This window comes from Candidatus Palauibacter sp. (genome assembly GCF_965208055.1).
Taxonomy (GTDB): domain Bacteria; phylum Gemmatimonadota; class Gemmatimonadetes; order Palauibacterales; family Palauibacteraceae; genus Palauibacter.
On sequence record NZ_CBDBNY010000004.1, the window covers coordinates 1,168,328 to 1,184,184 of the forward strand.

The 15,857-nt window shown below is 69.4% G+C and carries 13 protein-coding genes; 11 read left to right on the forward strand and 2 right to left on the reverse strand.

Annotation, left to right across the window (positions count from 1 at the left end; all coding sequences use genetic code 11):
- Positions 1 to 20 precede the first annotated feature (20 nt).
- The 3 genes from ACOGXI_RS05365 (at position 21) to ACOGXI_RS05375 (ending at position 4,526) form a co-directional block, all read left to right on the forward strand.
- Positions 21 to 1,445, forward strand: a complete 1,425-nt coding sequence (locus ACOGXI_RS05365) for an amidohydrolase family protein (protein WP_419937854.1) — start codon at positions 21 to 23, stop codon at positions 1,443 to 1,445.
- Between the two features lie 21 nt (positions 1,446 to 1,466).
- On the forward strand, positions 1,467 to 2,696 hold the full coding sequence (locus ACOGXI_RS05370; RefSeq protein ID WP_419937855.1) for a CapA family protein: 1,230 nt from the start codon (positions 1,467 to 1,469) through the stop codon (positions 2,694 to 2,696).
- Positions 2,697 to 2,855: 159 nt separating this feature from the next.
- On the forward strand, positions 2,856 to 4,526 hold the full coding sequence (locus ACOGXI_RS05375; protein ID WP_419937856.1) for a serine hydrolase domain-containing protein: 1,671 nt from the start codon (positions 2,856 to 2,858) through the stop codon (positions 4,524 to 4,526).
- A gap of 50 nt (positions 4,527 to 4,576) precedes the next feature.
- Here the strand turns inward: ACOGXI_RS05375 and ACOGXI_RS05380 are convergent, their stop codons facing one another.
- The gene (locus ACOGXI_RS05380; RefSeq protein ID WP_419937857.1) at positions 4,577 to 5,572 is read right to left on the reverse strand and encodes an NADPH:quinone reductase; all 996 of its coding nucleotides are present in this window, start codon (positions 5,570 to 5,572) and stop codon (positions 4,577 to 4,579) included.
- A 207-nt stretch (positions 5,573 to 5,779) separates the two neighbouring features.
- Between ACOGXI_RS05380 and ACOGXI_RS05385 the strand changes: the two genes are divergently transcribed.
- The 4 genes from ACOGXI_RS05385 to ACOGXI_RS05400 are packed head-to-tail and all read left to right on the forward strand — an operon-like array spanning position 5,780 to position 9,159.
- Positions 5,780 to 6,565 carry an SDR family NAD(P)-dependent oxidoreductase gene (locus tag ACOGXI_RS05385; RefSeq protein WP_419937858.1) on the forward strand — a complete coding sequence of 262 codons (786 nt, stop codon included), beginning with the start codon at positions 5,780 to 5,782 and terminating at the stop codon, positions 6,563 to 6,565.
- Positions 6,565 to 6,936 carry a dihydroneopterin aldolase gene (folB, locus tag ACOGXI_RS05390; RefSeq protein ID WP_419937859.1) on the forward strand — a complete coding sequence of 124 codons (372 nt, stop codon included), beginning with the start codon at positions 6,565 to 6,567 and terminating at the stop codon, positions 6,934 to 6,936. Before ACOGXI_RS05385 ends, folB begins: the two co-directional genes overlap by 1 nt.
- The gene (folK, locus tag ACOGXI_RS05395) at positions 6,933 to 7,442 is read left to right on the forward strand and encodes a 2-amino-4-hydroxy-6-hydroxymethyldihydropteridine diphosphokinase (protein WP_419937860.1); all 510 of its coding nucleotides are present in this window, start codon (positions 6,933 to 6,935) and stop codon (positions 7,440 to 7,442) included. Before folB ends, folK begins: the two co-directional genes overlap by 4 nt.
- Before the next feature lie 28 nt (positions 7,443 to 7,470).
- A complete protein-coding gene (locus ACOGXI_RS05400) occupies positions 7,471 to 9,159 on the forward strand; it encodes a hypothetical protein (protein ID WP_419937861.1) in 1,689 nt (562 codons plus the stop codon).
- A gap of 8 nt (positions 9,160 to 9,167) precedes the next feature.
- On the opposite strand, the gene ACOGXI_RS05405 is transcribed toward ACOGXI_RS05400, so the two are convergent.
- A complete protein-coding gene (locus tag ACOGXI_RS05405) occupies positions 9,168 to 9,689 on the reverse strand; it encodes a hypothetical protein (RefSeq protein ID WP_419937862.1) in 522 nt (173 codons plus the stop codon).
- Positions 9,690 to 9,870: 181 nt separating this feature from the next.
- Between ACOGXI_RS05405 and ACOGXI_RS05410 the strand changes: the two genes are divergently transcribed.
- From ACOGXI_RS05410 to ACOGXI_RS05425, 4 genes are read left to right on the forward strand one after another with little or no spacing between them, the layout of a single operon-like run.
- Positions 9,871 to 10,782 (forward strand): DUF3810 family protein, encoded by a 912-nt coding sequence (locus ACOGXI_RS05410; RefSeq protein ID WP_419937863.1) that lies wholly within the window; start codon positions 9,871 to 9,873, stop codon positions 10,780 to 10,782.
- The gene (locus ACOGXI_RS05415; RefSeq protein WP_419937864.1) at positions 10,779 to 12,731 is read left to right on the forward strand and encodes a cation:proton antiporter; all 1,953 of its coding nucleotides are present in this window, start codon (positions 10,779 to 10,781) and stop codon (positions 12,729 to 12,731) included. Before ACOGXI_RS05410 ends, ACOGXI_RS05415 begins: the two co-directional genes overlap by 4 nt.
- Complete coding sequence (locus ACOGXI_RS05420; RefSeq protein WP_419937865.1) at positions 12,728 to 13,894, forward strand: pyridoxal phosphate-dependent aminotransferase; 1,167 nt, start codon at positions 12,728 to 12,730, stop codon at positions 13,892 to 13,894. The genes ACOGXI_RS05415 and ACOGXI_RS05420 overlap by 4 nt, the downstream gene beginning before the upstream one ends.
- Complete coding sequence (locus tag ACOGXI_RS05425) at positions 13,891 to 15,744, forward strand: DUF4153 domain-containing protein (protein ID WP_419937866.1); 1,854 nt, start codon at positions 13,891 to 13,893, stop codon at positions 15,742 to 15,744. The genes ACOGXI_RS05420 and ACOGXI_RS05425 overlap by 4 nt, the downstream gene beginning before the upstream one ends.
- Positions 15,745 to 15,857 lie beyond the last annotated feature (113 nt).

A 15,857-nucleotide genomic window follows, 5' to 3' on the forward strand; every position in this document is an offset into this window, starting at 1 on the left:
CGTGGACGATCCTCAGAGCTATGGCCGCCATCGACCGCCGCGACTTCGTGCGGGGCGCCGCGCTGGCTGGCGCCGGGCTCACGCTCGGCTGCGGCGGAGACGCCCGGCGGGCGGAACGGGCGCCGGCGACCGGCGACCCGCCCGGGACGGCTCCCCCGCTGCTCATCGACCGGGCCGGCGTCTTCGACGCCCGGGCCGGCGCCATGCGCCCGAACACGAGCGTCCTCGTCCGGGCCGGCCGCATCGAAGCCGTCGCTCCCGCCGCCGAGTTGAACGCCGATTCCGACGCCGCCGCGGGCGCGACGCGCATCGACGGCGCCGGCCTCTTCGTCCTCCCCGGGCTCATCGACGCGCACGTTCACGTCACCCACATCCTCTACCAGTCGCACATGACCGGCGACGAGGTCCTCCCCTTCTACCTCGGTCACGGGGTGACCTCGATCCGGAGCACGGGAGACAACGTCCCCGCCCAGCGTCTCATCGAGCGCTACGCCGACGACCACCCGGAGATCGCGCCGAACGTCTTCCGCTGCAGCTTCCTCATCGACGGCAACCCGCCCTGGCATCCCGACATCGGCTGGCATCTGGCGAGTCCCGCCGATGTGGACCCCTTCGTGGCGGACATGGCGGCGTGGGGCGTGAAGACGCTCAAGATCTACGTGGGCGCCGCGCGGGAGGTCGGGCGCCGCGTGATCGAAGCCGGCCACGAGCACGGCCTCGTCGTGAGCGGACACCTTCTCGACTATCACACGGCGGACGCCGTCCGTGACGGAATCGACTGCATCGAGCACATCTACACCGTGTCCAACTTCCTCCTCGACGACCCCGACGACCGCCATTCGATCAACCTCGACTCCGACGAGGCGCGCCGGCTCGTCGATCTCATCGCCGAGCACGGCACGCGCGTGGACCCGACGCTCATGGTCTTCTGGGGCACGCTCCTCTTCATGGACCTCCCGGAGGTGTACGGGCACCCCGACCATGACCCCATGCCCGCCCGCCTCAAGACGTTCTGGGACGAGGACCGGCAGCGGCGAAGCCTGGACTGGGGCGCGGCGCCCGTTTCCGTGCGCGAGGGAACGTGGGAGAAATACCTGCGGCTGACCGGCATGCTCCACGACGCCGGGGTGCAGTTGCTCGTCGGGACCGACGCGCCGGAACCGCAAGTTGCGCCGGGCGCCTCCCTCCACCACGAGATGGAGTTCCTCGTCGAAGCCGGCATGCCCGCGCGAGAGGTTCTGTCCGCCGCGACGCTCGAGAACGCGCGGATTCTGAAGGAGGACGGGAACCGCGGCGCCATCGAGGCGGGGCTGGAGGCCGACCTCGTGCTTCTGGACGCGGATCCTCTCGATGACATCCGCAACACGAGGCGCATCCGGACCGTCGTGCGCGCCGGACGCGCGCTCGACCCCACCGTGATCCTGGCCGCGGCACCGACCGAGTAGTCCTGCAACGGGAGACGCCAGATGCCCACATTCCGGGAATACACCTTCCGCACACTCCTCGCGGCGGGCTGCGCGTCGGCAGCCGCGGCACCCCAACCTCTTCCCGGCCAGGAGATTACGATCCTCGCGGTCGGAGACATCGAATGGTCTCGGACGACGAAGGCTCCGGGGATGTACTACGACGCCGCCCCGGCCGGCCGCAGCAACGTCCTCTGGCACCGGGACGACGGCTGGATCCGCGTCCCGTATGCCGCGACTCCGGAGGCCCGCGACGTTCTCGAGGCAGCGCTCGACACGACCCTGATCACGGAAGAGGCGCACCACCTTCGCGCCCATCACTACGACCTTTCCTTCGAAGATGGGCAGGAAGAGGCGCGCTATCCGTTTCACGGCACGGCGGATCTCCTGCGTGACGCGGACATCGCCTTCGCCAACCTGGAGACGCCGCTCTCGGACGATGCCCGCTGGAGCGGGGCCTTCCGCACCCCCTCGGCTTTCGCCGACGCCCTCGCCTGGGCAGGGATCGACATCGTGGCGACGGCCAACAACCACTCGCTCGACGCCGAGGGGGAAGGGCTGCTCGACACGATCGACCACCTGCGCCGGGCGGGAGTCGGTCACGCCGGGACGGGACGCGACCTCGCCGATGCCCGGCGCCCGTACATCGTCGAGCGCGGCGGACTCCGGGTCGCGTTTCTCGCCTACGCCCAGTTCGTGAACGACGGGGGATCCTCCTTCGCCACGCCCAGCCAGTCGGGCGTCGTCCCCATGGACCCGCTCCTGATTCGGGAAGACATCGCCCGCGTGCGCGACCGCGTCGATTTCGTCGCGGTGAGCTTCCACTGGGGGATCGAGAACAGCCAGGACGTGCACCCGGGAATGCGAGCGTTCGCGCACGAGGTCCTCGACGCGGGGGCCGACGCCATCCTCGGACATCATCCCCACGTCCCGCGCGGGATCGAGGTTCGCGACGGCAAGCCGATCGTCTATTCGATGGGGAACTTCATCTTCGGGCACGGGCACGACTACTGGATGGACAACATCGCGGTCCGCCTGCACATGGGGGCGGAAGGCGCCACGCGGCTGGACATCCTCCCCATCGCCGGGCGCGGAGACGCCCTGTCCCAGCCGTATCTCCTCGAAGGTGAAGCGGCCCGCACCCTGCTGGAGGACATCCGCGCGCGCTCGGCCGATTTGGGGACCACAGTGCGCATCGAGGCGAACGCCGGGGTCATCGATATCGTGCGCTGAGATCCGGCCGCGCATGGGAGCGCGGAGCCTGCCGCGGCGACGGGCTCGCTCGCCGGACCTCGACGGGGAGGGTGCGGGAACCGACATTGCACTTTCGGCAGCGCAGACAGCGTCGGCCGGTGACGAGGCGAGTGCCGGCAATCAGTCAGGAGGAAGACGGTGAAGACACGGCTCTGGACACTCATCCTTCCCCTCTCCGCAGGGCTGGCCTGCGCGGAAGCGCCCCCGGAAGACTCGCCCGGTGGCGCGGTCGAACTCGCGGCGCTCGACGCAGTATTCGCGGACTACAGCGCTGCGGACGGCCCCGGGTGCGCCTTCGCGGTCTCGCGGGATGGGCAGCAGGTCATGGCCCGCGCGTATGGCATGGCGAACCTCGAGTGGGACCTGCCGAACACGCCCGAGACCGTGTTCGAGCCGGGCTCGGTCTCGAAACAGTTCACCGCGGCCGCCACGATTCTGCTGGCGCTGGACGGACGCATCGACCTCGACGACGACATCCGGGAGTACTTCTCCGAGATGCCCGACTACGGCGAGCCCATCACGGTGCGGATGCTCATTCATCATACGAGCGGACTGCGCGACTGGGGATCGGTCGCCGGCATCCACGGCTGGGCGCGGACGACCCGGATCCACACGCACAAGCACGCGCTCGACATCGCGAGCCGCCAGCGCGCCCTCAACTACGAGCCGGGCCGCTACTACTCCTATACGAACACGGGATACAACCTCCAGGCGATGCTCGTGGAGCGGGTAACCGGACAGACCTTCGACGAGTTCTCGCAGGAGCGGATCTTCGAGCCTCTCGGCATGACGAAGACGCAGTGGCGGGACGACTTCACCGAGATCGTGGAGGAGCGCTCGATCGGATACCGGCGCGGCGATGACGGTGAATGGCACATGCTGATGCCGTTCGAGAACGTGCACGGAAATGGCGGTCTGCTCACGACCGTCGGCGACCTTCTTCGCTTCACCCGCAACCTCGACACCGGCGAGGTCGGCGGGCCCGAGTTCATCCGGCTCATGCACGAGCAGGGGATGCTCGATTCGGGTCGGCAGATCAGCTATGCGGGCGGACTCTTCGTCGGCGAATACAAGGGCGTGCGCGAGGTCCAGCATTCCGGAGGAACCGCGGCGTACAGGGGCTTCCTCACCCGCTTCCCGGACCACGGGCTCGCGGTGTCGGTGATGTGCAACGTGGGCGAGGCCAACCCCGGCGGACTCGCCCGCGCGGTGGCCGAACTCTACCTCGGCGACGCGCTCGGCGAGGAAGCGTCGGAAGAGCCGGCGGGCGCGGACGTCGACCCGGCCCGCGTCGCCGCTTTCGCCGGCGGATTCCGCGATACGCGAACGGGTCAGTTCATGGAGTTGACGGCGGACGGCGCCTCCCTCCGCGTGGGAGGGCCGGGCGGGATGTCCCTCGCGGCCGTGAGCGAGACGGAGTTCGCCTCCCCGGCGGGCGTCTCCATCGTCTTCGATGGTCCGGCCGGCAGCGGCGCGAGGCCCGGGGCGACCATGGACACGCCGGTCGCCGACGGCGTGAGGATAGAACCCGTGGACGGGTTCGAGCCCACCGCCGCGGACCTGGCCGCCTACGCGGGCGCCTACCACAGCGACGAGGCGGAAGTGACGTACTGGGTCGAGGTCGAGGACGGCGGCCTCGTATTGAAGGACCGGTACGGGGACGGCCAGTCGCTGGCGCCGGTGTATCGCGACGCGTTCAGGCAGGGAGGCAGCACGTTCATCTTCCGCCGGGACGATACGGGGCGGATCGCGGAGGCGAGCCTCAGCCAGGGACGCGTCTGGGATCTGCGTTTCGAACGAATCCAGTAGAGCCCGGCCGGCTCGCTTGCTCGAGCGGAGCGGAGCCTTGCCGCGGGCTGTCAGATCTCGACGAGGATCTTCCCGTCCGCGCGGCCGGACTCGAGGGCCTCGTGGGCGGACGCCGTCTCCGCGAGAGGAAACGTGGCGGCGACCCGCACCTCGAGTTGTCCGGCCGCGAGCCAGGTCGTGAGATCCCGGACCGCGGCGCGGCGGGCGGCGGAGGGCAGCAGGTATCCCTGCAGGAAGTGAATGCGCAGATCCTTGAAGGCGAGCGGATAGTAGGCGAGCGACAGCTCCGGGCCGGAGGTTGACGAGTACGACGCGATGGCGCCGTTCTCCCGCAGCACCGCGACATCCGTCTCGAGGTTCGCGGCGAGGTCCACCTCGATGATGCGGTGCACGCCTGCCCCATCCGTGAGGTCCAGGACCCGATCGGCGACGTCCTCGCGCCGGTAGTCGATCGCGTGCCGCGCGCCGCCGCCCAGCGCCACTTCGGCCTTGGCGGCGCTGCTCACCGTGGCGATGACCTCGGCGCCGCCCAGAGTGGCGAGTTGAACCGCCAGGTGGCCGACGGCCCCGGCGCCTCCCTGCACCAGGATCCGCTTGCCGCCCACCGGGCCGTCCCCGTACACGGCGTAGTGCGCCGTGCAGCCCGGCACTCCGAGGCCCGCTCCGTCCGCGAAGGATGCACCGTCCGGCAACGGCACGGCCTGTGCGGCCGGCACCGCCGCGTACTCCGCCGCCGTACCGAACGGCCGGCCGCCGCTCTGGGCATTCCACAGCCAGACGCGTTCGCCGACGCGGGCCTCATCCACCCCCTCCACCCCCTTCCCCACCGCGTCGATCGTCCCCGCTCCATCGGAGTGCGGGATGATGCGCGGATGAGGCATCGACAGTCCGATCCAGCCGGCCCGCCGCTTGGTGTCCGACGGATTCACTCCGGAGGCGGCCAGCCGCACCCGGACTTCTCCCGCCGCCGGTACGGGCGCGTCCTGCCGCCCGAAGCGGAGCACGTCCGCCGCCGGCCCGGTTTTCTCGTACCAGATCGCCTTCACGCGCCTTCTCCCGGTGTACGCCCCCGCGCCCGCCGCGGGTGCGCCGCAATGGGGCGCCCGCCGCCTCCGCGTGCAATGCCCCATTCGCGCTCGAAGCTTGTACATTCCGGCTTCCCCGGCGCCGGGCGTCCGGGGAAGCACGCCCCCGGGGACCACCCGCCGGGGGACCCAGCCTCGCCGGGAGATGCTCGTGAACGGAGAGATGCCGTGAGACTCGAGGGCGCCGTCGCACTCGTGACGGGCGGCGCGCGCCGGCTCGGCCGCGCGCTGTCGCTGGGTCTGGCCGAGGCCGGGTGCGACGTCTTCATCCACTACCGGAGTTCCGACGAAGCGGCCGACCGCACGGCGAGCGAGGTGCGGGCCCTGGGGCGCCGCGCCGCGACGGCCGCGGCGGACCTCTCGCTTCCCGAGCAGATCGACGACCTGTTCGAGGCGTTCGACGCGGCGTTCGGGCGTCTCGACATTCTGGTGAACTCCGCGGCGAGCTTCGAGCGCACTCCCTTCGGCGAGGCGACGGTCGCGGAGTGGGACGCCGCGCAGGCGCTCAACCTGCGCGCACCCTTCCTGATGACGCAGCGGGCCGCCGTCCGAATGCGCTCCGTGCCCGGGCGGATCGGAAGCCAGGGGGAACCTCGGGCGCCCGGTGTCATAATCAACATGTCGGACATGGCGGCGATCGCAGCCTGGAAGGGGTTTGCGCCCCACGGGGTCAGCAAGGCGGGGCTTCTGCACCTGACTGCGCTGACGGCCCGCGAACTGGGCGCGGAGGTGCGGGCGAACGCGATCGTTCCCGGCCCGATTCTTCCGCCTCCCGGGGCGACCGCGGAGGACGCGGCGTGGCGGGAGAAGGGCCGCAGGGTCCCGCTCGGGCGGACGGGCGATCCGGAGTACGTGGCCCACGCGGCGCGGTTCCTGGCCGAGAACGACTATGTGACGGGAGCGACGATCCACGTGGATGGCGGCGAACATCTGCTGACGGGAGGGGGAAAGTGATGGCGGGCTCCGATACGGTCATCATCCGCGATCTCCTCGTCCGGGGCATCATCGGAGTCAACGACTGGGAACGCGAGAAGAAACAGGACATCGTGATCAACCTGTCCCTTTCCGTGGACGCGCGGGCCGCGGGCGAGTCCGACGACGTCGCGGACGTGCTGAACTACCGGACGCTGACGAAGCGCGTCATCGCGCACGTCGAAACCGCCGAGCCGTATCTCGTGGAAGCGCTCGCGCACCAGATCGCGCGGATCGCGGTCGTCGATTTCGGCGCGGCGCGGGCAAAGGTCCGCGTGGAGAAGCCCGGCGCGCTGCGCTACGCGCGTTCGGTGGGTGTCGAAGTCGAACGAACGGCGGCGGACTACGCGTGAGCGCCTACCCCCGAACGACGCTCCTCACGCTGGGCTCGAACATCGACCCGGAGCGGCACATGGTCGCGGCCCTCGAAGCGCTCGATGAACTGCTGGGCATCGAGGGAGCCTCGCCCATCTACGAGGCGGACCCCGTCGGGAACGCCGGGATGCCCCGCTTCCTGAACGCCGCGGTGCGCATCACGACCGACCTCTCCCCGGGAGACCTGAAGTTCGAGGTCATCCGGCCGCTGGAGCGCCGCCTCGGACGCATCCGGACCGCGGACCCCAACGCCCCCCGCACGATCGACATCGACATCGCCGCCGTGCAGGGTCTGGTCGTCGACCAGGAAGAGTTGCGGCTCCCGGACCCGGAGATCCTGACGAGGGCGCATCTGGCGGTGCCTCTTGCGGATGTGGCGCCGGGGTTCCGGCATCCCGACCTGGGAATCACGTTGGGTGAAATCGCGGCCCGTTTCCGCGACGAGCCGGGGCTGGCGAGACGCGACGATGTCCGGTGGCCGTGAACCCCGGGCGAACGTACCTTCCGGCCCCATGATTCCGTCCGCGGCCCTCCCGGAAAGGGGGACTCGCCCTGCTCCGTCCCGGGGCGCGAACGTCGTCCGGCTCCTGTGCCTGCTGGGGCTCTTTGCAACGCCCCCGGCGCGGGCGCAGGAGCCCCCATCCGCGACGGAGACGGCGAACGGCGCGGGCGCCATCATCGACACCGTCATCATCACCCGGCGGGACGTGTTTCTCCCCGAGGATGCGGAGAGAAACTTCATTTACCGTCTCGGGAACGGGCTGCACGCGATGACGCATGCCTGGGTGATCCGTCGCGAACTCCTCCTCGGGGCCGGATCGTCGGCCGACTCGTTGCTGACCGCCGAGAGCGAACGCAATCTCCGCCGTCTCGGCCTCTTTCACCGGGTCCGCGTGGACACGGCGCGGCTCGAGGATGGCAAACTGGCGCTGGACGTACGCACGCGCGAAGCGTGGAGCCTGCAGCCCCGATTCACCGGCCGGCTCGCGGCGGACGGCACCGTCACCGGCACCTTCGGCGTCACGGAGATCAACCTCGCCGGCACCGGCAACGCGATGCGCGTGTGGTACGTGCGGGAGACGGACCGCGACGGGATGGACCTGCGACTCACGTCCAACCGGGTGGGGTCGACCCGCCTGTTGGCCAGCGGAACGTGGCAGAACCTGTCGGACCGCGACGTCATTTTGTGGACCGTCGCGAACCCGTTCCGCTCCCTCTCCGACCGCTCCGCGTTCTACTACGAGGGGCGGAGTTTCCAGGGACGAATCCCGCAGTACCGCCGGGACAACCCGGACGAACTCCAGACGACCGAGTGGCGGCGGCGCGCGCTGATCAACCGCTTCACGGGCACGCTCGCCCCGATCGCCAGCGCACGCGGGTTCCTGCGCGTGGGGGCGACGCTCGAGGTCCGCCACGAGGAGCACATGCGGCTGGAGCATCCCGACGTAAATGTCGACAGCCTCTATGCGACCGTTCCGGACTCGGTCTACGGCCTGGTCGGCGGCTTCGTGCGGTGGCGGCGCGCACGGTTCGAGCGCGTGGAGCGCTTCAACGGCTTCGCCGAGGAGGACCAGGACCTGAGCGACGAAGTGTTCGTTTCCGTGAAGCTCGCGCACGAGGCACTCGGGTACGCGTCCACGGGGGTCGGCGCGCGCCTTCGCCTCGCCTCCGGAAGGCGGGCCGGCTCGGCGATCCTCAAGGGCTACGTCGATGGCGGCGGACTGTTCAACTCCGCCGGCCTCGATTCCGGCTACGTGTACGGCAGCGGAACGGCGGCCGTGCGTACGACCGACCGCAATACGACGTTCCTGCGTGCCATCGGCGGAGTCCAGGAGTCGCCCCGGCCCGGATCCGAACACGACATCGGCTTCCAGATCCTCCCCCGCCTGTGGGGACCGCACGCCTTCATCGGTACTCGGACGCTTCAGGCGACGCTGGAACATCGCTCCTATCTCGTCGACAATTTCGTCAATCTGACCGGAATCGGCATAGGCGCCTTCGTCGATTACGGAGGAGCGTGGTATCCCGATCAGGATTCGAGGCTCGGAGGCAACATCGGCGTGACCGTGTTCGGAGGTTCCCCGCTGTCCTCGTTCGCGCAGGTGACGAATCTCAACCTCGGTTACCGCTTCGGCGGAGGGATCGCCGACAGCGAAAGATCGAGGTGGGCGTTCAGCGCCGGCGGCGGCTTACGCTTCTAGCGAGCCTTCTAGGGTAGAAGGATGCCGCCGGCCACGAGGAGTTGCTGTCCCCCCTCGAGTTCGTACCTCGCCTCGACGAAGGGCGTGAACCCGACGAGCGGAAACCGGAAGCCCGCCACGACGTTCAGCCCGAAGAGTCGCTCTTCGGGACCCTCCATCCCGTCCGCTGGGACGGATTCCCACGCCACGTTCACCCCGCCGCCGACATAGGGGACGAGGTTCGTCACATCGGGGAGCGAGATGTCACCGAGAACGTTGAAGTTGAGTTCCCGGTAGTCGTAGTCGCCGCCGGGGTCGCCGAGACCCGAATCGGGGAAAAAGTAGTCGAAGGACCCGGCAACCCGGATGCCGGGAGCGATCCAGGGCAGCGACACCTCCGCCCGCGGGCCGATGCCGAAATCCGCGTCGTCGCCGAAGGTGACCTGGCCCCCGACCTTGATTTCCTGCGCGGCAACCTGCGCGGCAACGGGCATCCCGCCCAGGACGATCCCGAACAGGGCGATGAACGATCCCGGCCTGCCTCGACGCATGTACCCGCCTCCATCTCCCATGCCCGCTCTCATGCCCGCTCTCGCACTGGCTCTCATACTGGCGCTCATACTCGCCAGCGGTCCCGACCTCCGACAGGAGTGGGACGCCGCGCGGGCCCCGACGGTTGCACCCGGCCCGCCGATCCCGAACTTTCGTCCACCGACCCGCGAGCGAGGACCCATGGACAGACTCCGCATCCCCAACCTGGCGACGTACCTCCCGGTCGCCCCTTCCGATCTGCTTCTCGCCGCCCCCGTGGCGGCCCGGGTGCTCTTCGGCCTGAGCCCGGCCGGGCGGGCCGTGCAGGCGGCGGCCCTCGGCGTGTACGCGGGGAGCGCGCTCATCGACTGGGCGGTTCGGGCGGACGCCCGCCGCGTGGACTTCGAGGAGGCCTTCGGCTTCGATCCGCTCTCTCCGCCCCCGGCGTCCGAGGAGGAGCGGAGACAGGACGTCGAAGGTCTGGTGGAGCGGTTGAACGCGAACTACGCCCCGATGGAGACCCCGCGGAAGGAATTGGCGAAACAGGTCGACCTGTGCCTGACCGATTACCTCGCGGAACTCACCGGCCAGCGTCTGGAGACGAGTGCGCAGGTCCGCGAGTTCATGCTCGCGCAGATCATCTTCCCCTTCGCGCTCGGGGCGGCGGACCCCCTGACGGGGGATGTCGCGATCTTCAGGAGCACGGGCATCTTCGAACCCCATGTGATCGCGCACGAGTTCTGCCACCGCAAGGGATACCTGAAGGAAGTCGAGGCGCAGGTCCTCGGCTATTTCGCCCTGGTGCATTCGGGTGAGCCCGTTCTCGAGCAGTCGGCCCACGGCGAGCGGCTGGACCGCCAACTCTGGGTGTTGGCGGAGCGGGAAGCCGCCGCCTACAACGACCTCCTCGCCGACGTCGGACTCCGGGACGAGTTGAAGCAGGCGTTCGCCGTGCGCCACCCGGCGGAGGGCCCGGTCAGCGGCGTCGTGGGTCCGATGATGAAGAACGCCTACAACGCCCGCATGAAGCTCACGGGGCAGAACGGCCTCTCGGACTACGACGAAGGCTTCACGAACTTCATCCTCGCGACCGAGCGAACCGCCACCTCGTGAACCTCCAGGATCCGGCGCTCACGTTCGCCCTCGCCATCACCGCGGGCGTCGTCGCGCAGTCCCTCGCACGACATGTACGCGTACCCGGCATCCTCTTCCTGCTCGCGACCGGCATCCTCCTCGGGCCCGAGGTCGCCAACATCGTGCGGCCCGATACGCTGGGCGAGGGCCTCAACCCCATCGTCGGACTCGCGGTGGCCGTCATCCTCTTCGAGGGGGCGCTGCAACTCAACATCGACCGCCTGCGGCGGGAAGCGCTCACGATCCGTCGGCTGATCACGCTGGGGGCGGTGATCACGATCGCCGGGGCCACCGTCACGGCGATGCTCGCGCTGGGCTGGGACTTCCGGATCGCGCTCCTCTTCGGCGCACTCGTCTCGGTCACGGGTCCGACCGTGATCAACCCGCTCACGCGGCGGATTCGCCTGCGAAACAACCTGCGGACGATCCTCGAGGCGGAGGGCGTGCTCATCGATCCGGTCGGGGCGATCCTCGCGGTCGTCGCGTTCGAGTTGGCGCTCGCGTCGACGGCGGGGGATGTCGGGGCCGGCTTCCTCGGCCTCCTCACGCGCCTGGGCCTCGGCTCCGTCATCGGCGTGGCGGGAGGGTTCATCATCGGCGGACTCCTGAGGATGCGGCGCGCGATCCCCTCGGACCTGCGGAACATCTTCACGCTCGCATGCGTCCTCGCGCTCTACCAGGGTTCGCACGCCATCCTGCCCGAGAGCGGCATCATGACCGTCGCCATCGCCGGACTCGTCGTCGGCAACATGGGGCCCCGGCACGTGCGCGAACTCGTCGAGTTCAAGGAGCAGCTCACATTCCTGCTCGTGGGACTCCTCTTCGTCCTCCTGTCGGCGGCGGTGGACCTCGGCGACGTGCGGGCGCTGGGAGCCGGCGCGGTCGTGACCGTGATCGTGCTCGTCGCCGTCGTCCGCCCCCTCTGCGTTCTCCTCTGCACCTGGGGCGCCGGCCTCCGCCGCAACGAGCAGGCCTTCCTCGCCTGGCTGGCGCCGCGCGGCATCGTCGCCTTCGCCGTTTCTTCGCTGTTCGCGGCGGAACTCGCACACAGCGGGATGGAGACGGAAGGCAACCAGCTGCGAGCGATGGTCTTCCTCGTCATCGCCGTCACCGTCATCGTCCTCGGCGGGACGGGCGGGCTCATGGCGCGTCTGCTGGGGGTAAGGAAACCGTCCAACCACGGGTTCGCGGTCGTCGGGGCCAATCCCGTCGGACGCGCGCTCGCCCGAACCCTGCGCGCCGCCCGCGGCGGGGAGGCGCCGATCGTGCTCATCGACTCGAACCCGACGGAGGCGGGGGCGGCGGAGAGCGACGGCTTCCGCGTGGTGCTCGGCAACGCGAACGAGTCGCGCACGCTCCTGAAAGCGGGGGTCGAATCGCGCCGTGCCGTCGTCGCCCTCACGCCGAACGAAGGCGTGAACCTGCTCATCGCCAAGCGCGTCGAGGAAAGCTGTCCGGGGGTGAGCCGCCTCGTGGCCATCGACCCGCTCACGCCGGGAGTCGGGCCCGAGCAGGTCGACGAGAGCGGTGCCTCGGTACTGTTCGGACTCGGGCTCGACCACGAGCGCTGGGCGCACCACTTCCGGCGCGACCGCGTGGAGATCGAACCTCTCATCTTCGAGGGCGTGGCCGGGTTGCGCGTCTCCCAGATCGAGGCCCTGGCCGACCGCCGGTTCCCTGCCCTCGCCCTCGTGCATCGCCGCGGCCGACGCGAACAACCCGTGTCGAGCGGCACGACGTTGAGATCCGGCGACGTGGTCTGGTTCGGTTGGCTGCGGGCGCAGGCGGAACTCGTGGCGCCGCGGCTCGCCCGGGCCGGATTCCGCCGCCCGGACGCCGAACCCGGGGAGGATGGCGGGGAGACCGCGGAGGAAGACGCCGGCCCCGGTGGCACGTCCCCGGTCGACGGGCCAGATTCGGGCCGATGAAGATCCACACCGCCCGACGCACGCACGGCTTCACGGAATCCGTGATTCGAATGATGACCCGGCTCTCGAACGAACACGGGGCCATCAACCTCTCGCAGGGTTTTCCCGACTTCGAGTCGCCCGACACGTTGAAGATCGGGGCCGCGCGCGCGATCTACGACGACGTGAACCAGTACGCGATCACGTGGGGCGCGAAGCGGTACCGCGACGCGCTCGCCGCGAGCTATCGCGACTGGTACGGGCTCGATGTCGATCCGGAGGCGCACCTCACGATCACGTGCGGGGCGACCGAGGCGATGATGGCCGTGCTCCTGGCGGTCGTGGACCCCGGGGAGGAAGTCATCGTCTTCGAGCCCTTCTACGAGAACTACGGCCCGGACACCACGCTCTGCGACGCGACCCCGGTGTTCGTGCCGCTGACCCCGGAGTGGCAGATCGACTTCGACCGCCTGCGGGCGGCGTTCAGCCACCGGACGCGCGCAATCATCGTGAACACGCCGAACAACCCCACGGGCCGCGTGCTCCGCCGCGACGAACTCGAGAAGATCGCGATCCTGTGCCAGGAGTTCGACGCCTACGCGATCACGGACGAGGTCTACGAGCACATCCTCTACGACGGAGCGCGACACATTCCGATGGCGACGCTCCCCGGCATGCGGGATCGGACGATCACGATCAGCGCCGCCTCGAAGACGTTCGCGGTCACGGGCTGGCGGATGGGGACGATCGTGGCGCACCCGGAGTTGTCTGACGCCATCCGCAAGGTCCACGACTTCCTCACCGTGGGAGCCGCCGCGCCCCTCCAGGAAGGGGTGGCCACCGGCCTCGAGATGCTTCCGCCGTCCTACTATGAAGGGCTCGCCGATGTGTACGGCGCAAAACGGGACCTCTTCTATCCCGCGCTCGTGGAGGCCGGATTCGACTGCCGCAAGCCTGAGGGCGCGTACTACGTGCTCGCGGACTTCTCGGACCTCTCGGATCTGCCGGATGACGAGTTCGCGTTCTGGCTGACGCGCACGATCGGCGTGGCTCCCGTCCCCGGATCCAGTTTCTTTCACAACCCGGAGGATGGGCGGAAGCTCGTGCGGTTCGCGTTCTGCAAGACGGAGGCGCTGCTCGAGCAGGCGGCCGAGCGGCTCGTGACGATCAGAACCCGGGTTTGAAGCTCCCCTCGGTCGAGCGGCTCGCCGCGGCGGCGTGGGCGACCGCGCGACGGTTCCCGGTCGTCCTCGCCTGCGCGGTCGTCGCCGCGATCGCCGCGATGCGGGCGATCAACGCGGAAACGGCGCTCGAGCTGCGCCTCGTAGCCACGGCCAGCCTCGGCCTGCCGCTGCTCACCGGGCTTACCCTGTTCGCGGAGCGGTGGAAGCTCCCCCGGCCGCGGCACTGGGCGCTGCGCGGACTCGGCGTGGCCGTGCTCGCCCTCTACTACTGGCAGTGGCCCAACTGGGGCGAGAACATCGCCGGCCTCCGCCATTTTCACCTGACCGCGACCCTGCATCTGCTCGTCGCCTTCATCGCCTATCTCGGCATCCGCGAGCCGAACGGTTTCTGGCACTTCAACCGCACGCTCTTCTTCCGGTTCGGCCTCGGCGCGATCTACACGGGCGTCCTCTTCGGCGGGCTCGCCATCGCGCTGTTCGGCATCGAGAATCTGTTCAACGTCGACATCGCCGACGAGAACTACGGCCGACTCTTCTTCTTCCTCGGCTTCGTGTTTCAGACGTGGTTCGTGCTCGCGGGCGTGCCGGACGATTTCGAGCAACTGGAACGCCGCGACGACTACCCCGCGGGCCTGCGCGTCTTCGCCCAATACGTGCTCCTCCCGCTCGTCGCCGTATACCTGACCATCCTCACCGCCTACCTCGGGCGCGTCGTCATCACGACGACGTGGCCCAGCGGGTGGATCGGACTTCTCGTCTCCGCCCTCGCCGCCTTCGGCATCCTGTCGCTCCTCCTCGTGCATCCCCGGCGCGGACAGGAGGACCACGCGTGGATCGACACGTACGCCCGCATCTTCTGGATTCTCATCATCCCGTCCATCGTCATGCTCCTGCTCGCCATCGGGCAGCGCATCGAACAGTACGGGATCACCGAGCGCCGGTATCTGCTGCTCCTCCTCGGCATCTGGCTCGCGGGCGCCGCCGTCTTCTACACGGTGACGCGGTCGCGCGAGATCAAGGGGATTCCGCTGACCCTGGCCATCATTGGCGCCGTCACTTTCGTCGGCCCCTGGTCCGCCTACGCGGTGGCCGAACGGAGTCAGACGGGCCGGATCGAGGACCTGCTCTCGACGCACGGCGTCCTGGCCGAAGGCCGGATATCGCCGGCCGTCGTCGAAATTCCGCCCGGGGACTGGCAGCAAATCAACGATGTCCTGCTCTACCTGATTTCGTGGCACGGGACGTCCGCCATCGACGAGTGGTTCGAGGGCGGCGTGGCGACGGTGGATACGATCGGAGACGCGACGGCGGCCTCGCCGAGGGTCGCGGAGGCCGGCCGCCGGGCGACGCTCATCGCGGACCATTTCGGGCTCGCGCCGTCCGAGGGACTGCTCGCGGATCCCTACGGGTTCGTCGACATCTCGCCCCCGGGGGGCCGGAACGCGGCCGTCGCCGTGTCCGGCTTCGAACGGGCCGTCTTCGGGCGAAACCTTCTGGACGGACGCTACCCGTTCGAGGGCGACTCCCTCACCTTCGAGGCCACCCCGGACAGCCTCGGAACCACGATCCGGCTCGGCGGCGGCGAACTGGCCACGGTCTCGTTCGCCGAACTCATTGCGCGCGCCGGACGCTTCGGCGCCACGACGGCGCCCGGAAGGGTGCAACTGCCGCCGGACTCGCTTCGGCTCGACATCTCCGGGGCGGACGTGACGGCTCGCGTCCAGATTACGCTGCTGCGGCTCCGAGACCGCGACGGGGAGCTGCGGCCGACCCGCGCGACCGGCACGTTGCTCCTCACGCGCGGCGAGGATTCCCCGGAGTCCCCGGAGTCCCCCGGCTCCCCTCGGTAGGCGTACAACCGCAGGCGTACAACCTTTCGGAAGGTGTCGCGGTCGTACTGATTGGAACCTGACCCGGCGCTTGCGCGTATGTCTTGATATCGGATACCGCCCCTGCCCCTGGA

Coding starts and splice junctions, on each gene's coding strand:
- ACOGXI_RS05420 (WP_419937865.1), top strand. CDS start 12,728: ATGAAGATCCACACCGCCCGACGCACGCACGGCTTCACGGAATCCGTG.
- ACOGXI_RS05410 (WP_419937863.1), top strand. CDS start 9,871: ATGGACAGACTCCGCATCCCCAACCTGGCGACGTACCTCCCGGTCGCC.
- ACOGXI_RS05365 (WP_419937854.1), top strand. CDS start 21: ATGGCCGCCATCGACCGCCGCGACTTCGTGCGGGGCGCCGCGCTGGCT.
- folB (WP_419937859.1), top strand. CDS start 6,565: ATGGCGGGCTCCGATACGGTCATCATCCGCGATCTCCTCGTCCGGGGC.
- ACOGXI_RS05370 (WP_419937855.1), top strand. CDS start 1,467: ATGCCCACATTCCGGGAATACACCTTCCGCACACTCCTCGCGGCGGGC.
- ACOGXI_RS05405 (WP_419937862.1), bottom strand. CDS start 9,689: ATGCGTCGAGGCAGGCCGGGATCGTTCATCGCCCTGTTCGGGATCGTC.
- ACOGXI_RS05400 (WP_419937861.1), top strand. CDS start 7,471: ATGATTCCGTCCGCGGCCCTCCCGGAAAGGGGGACTCGCCCTGCTCCG.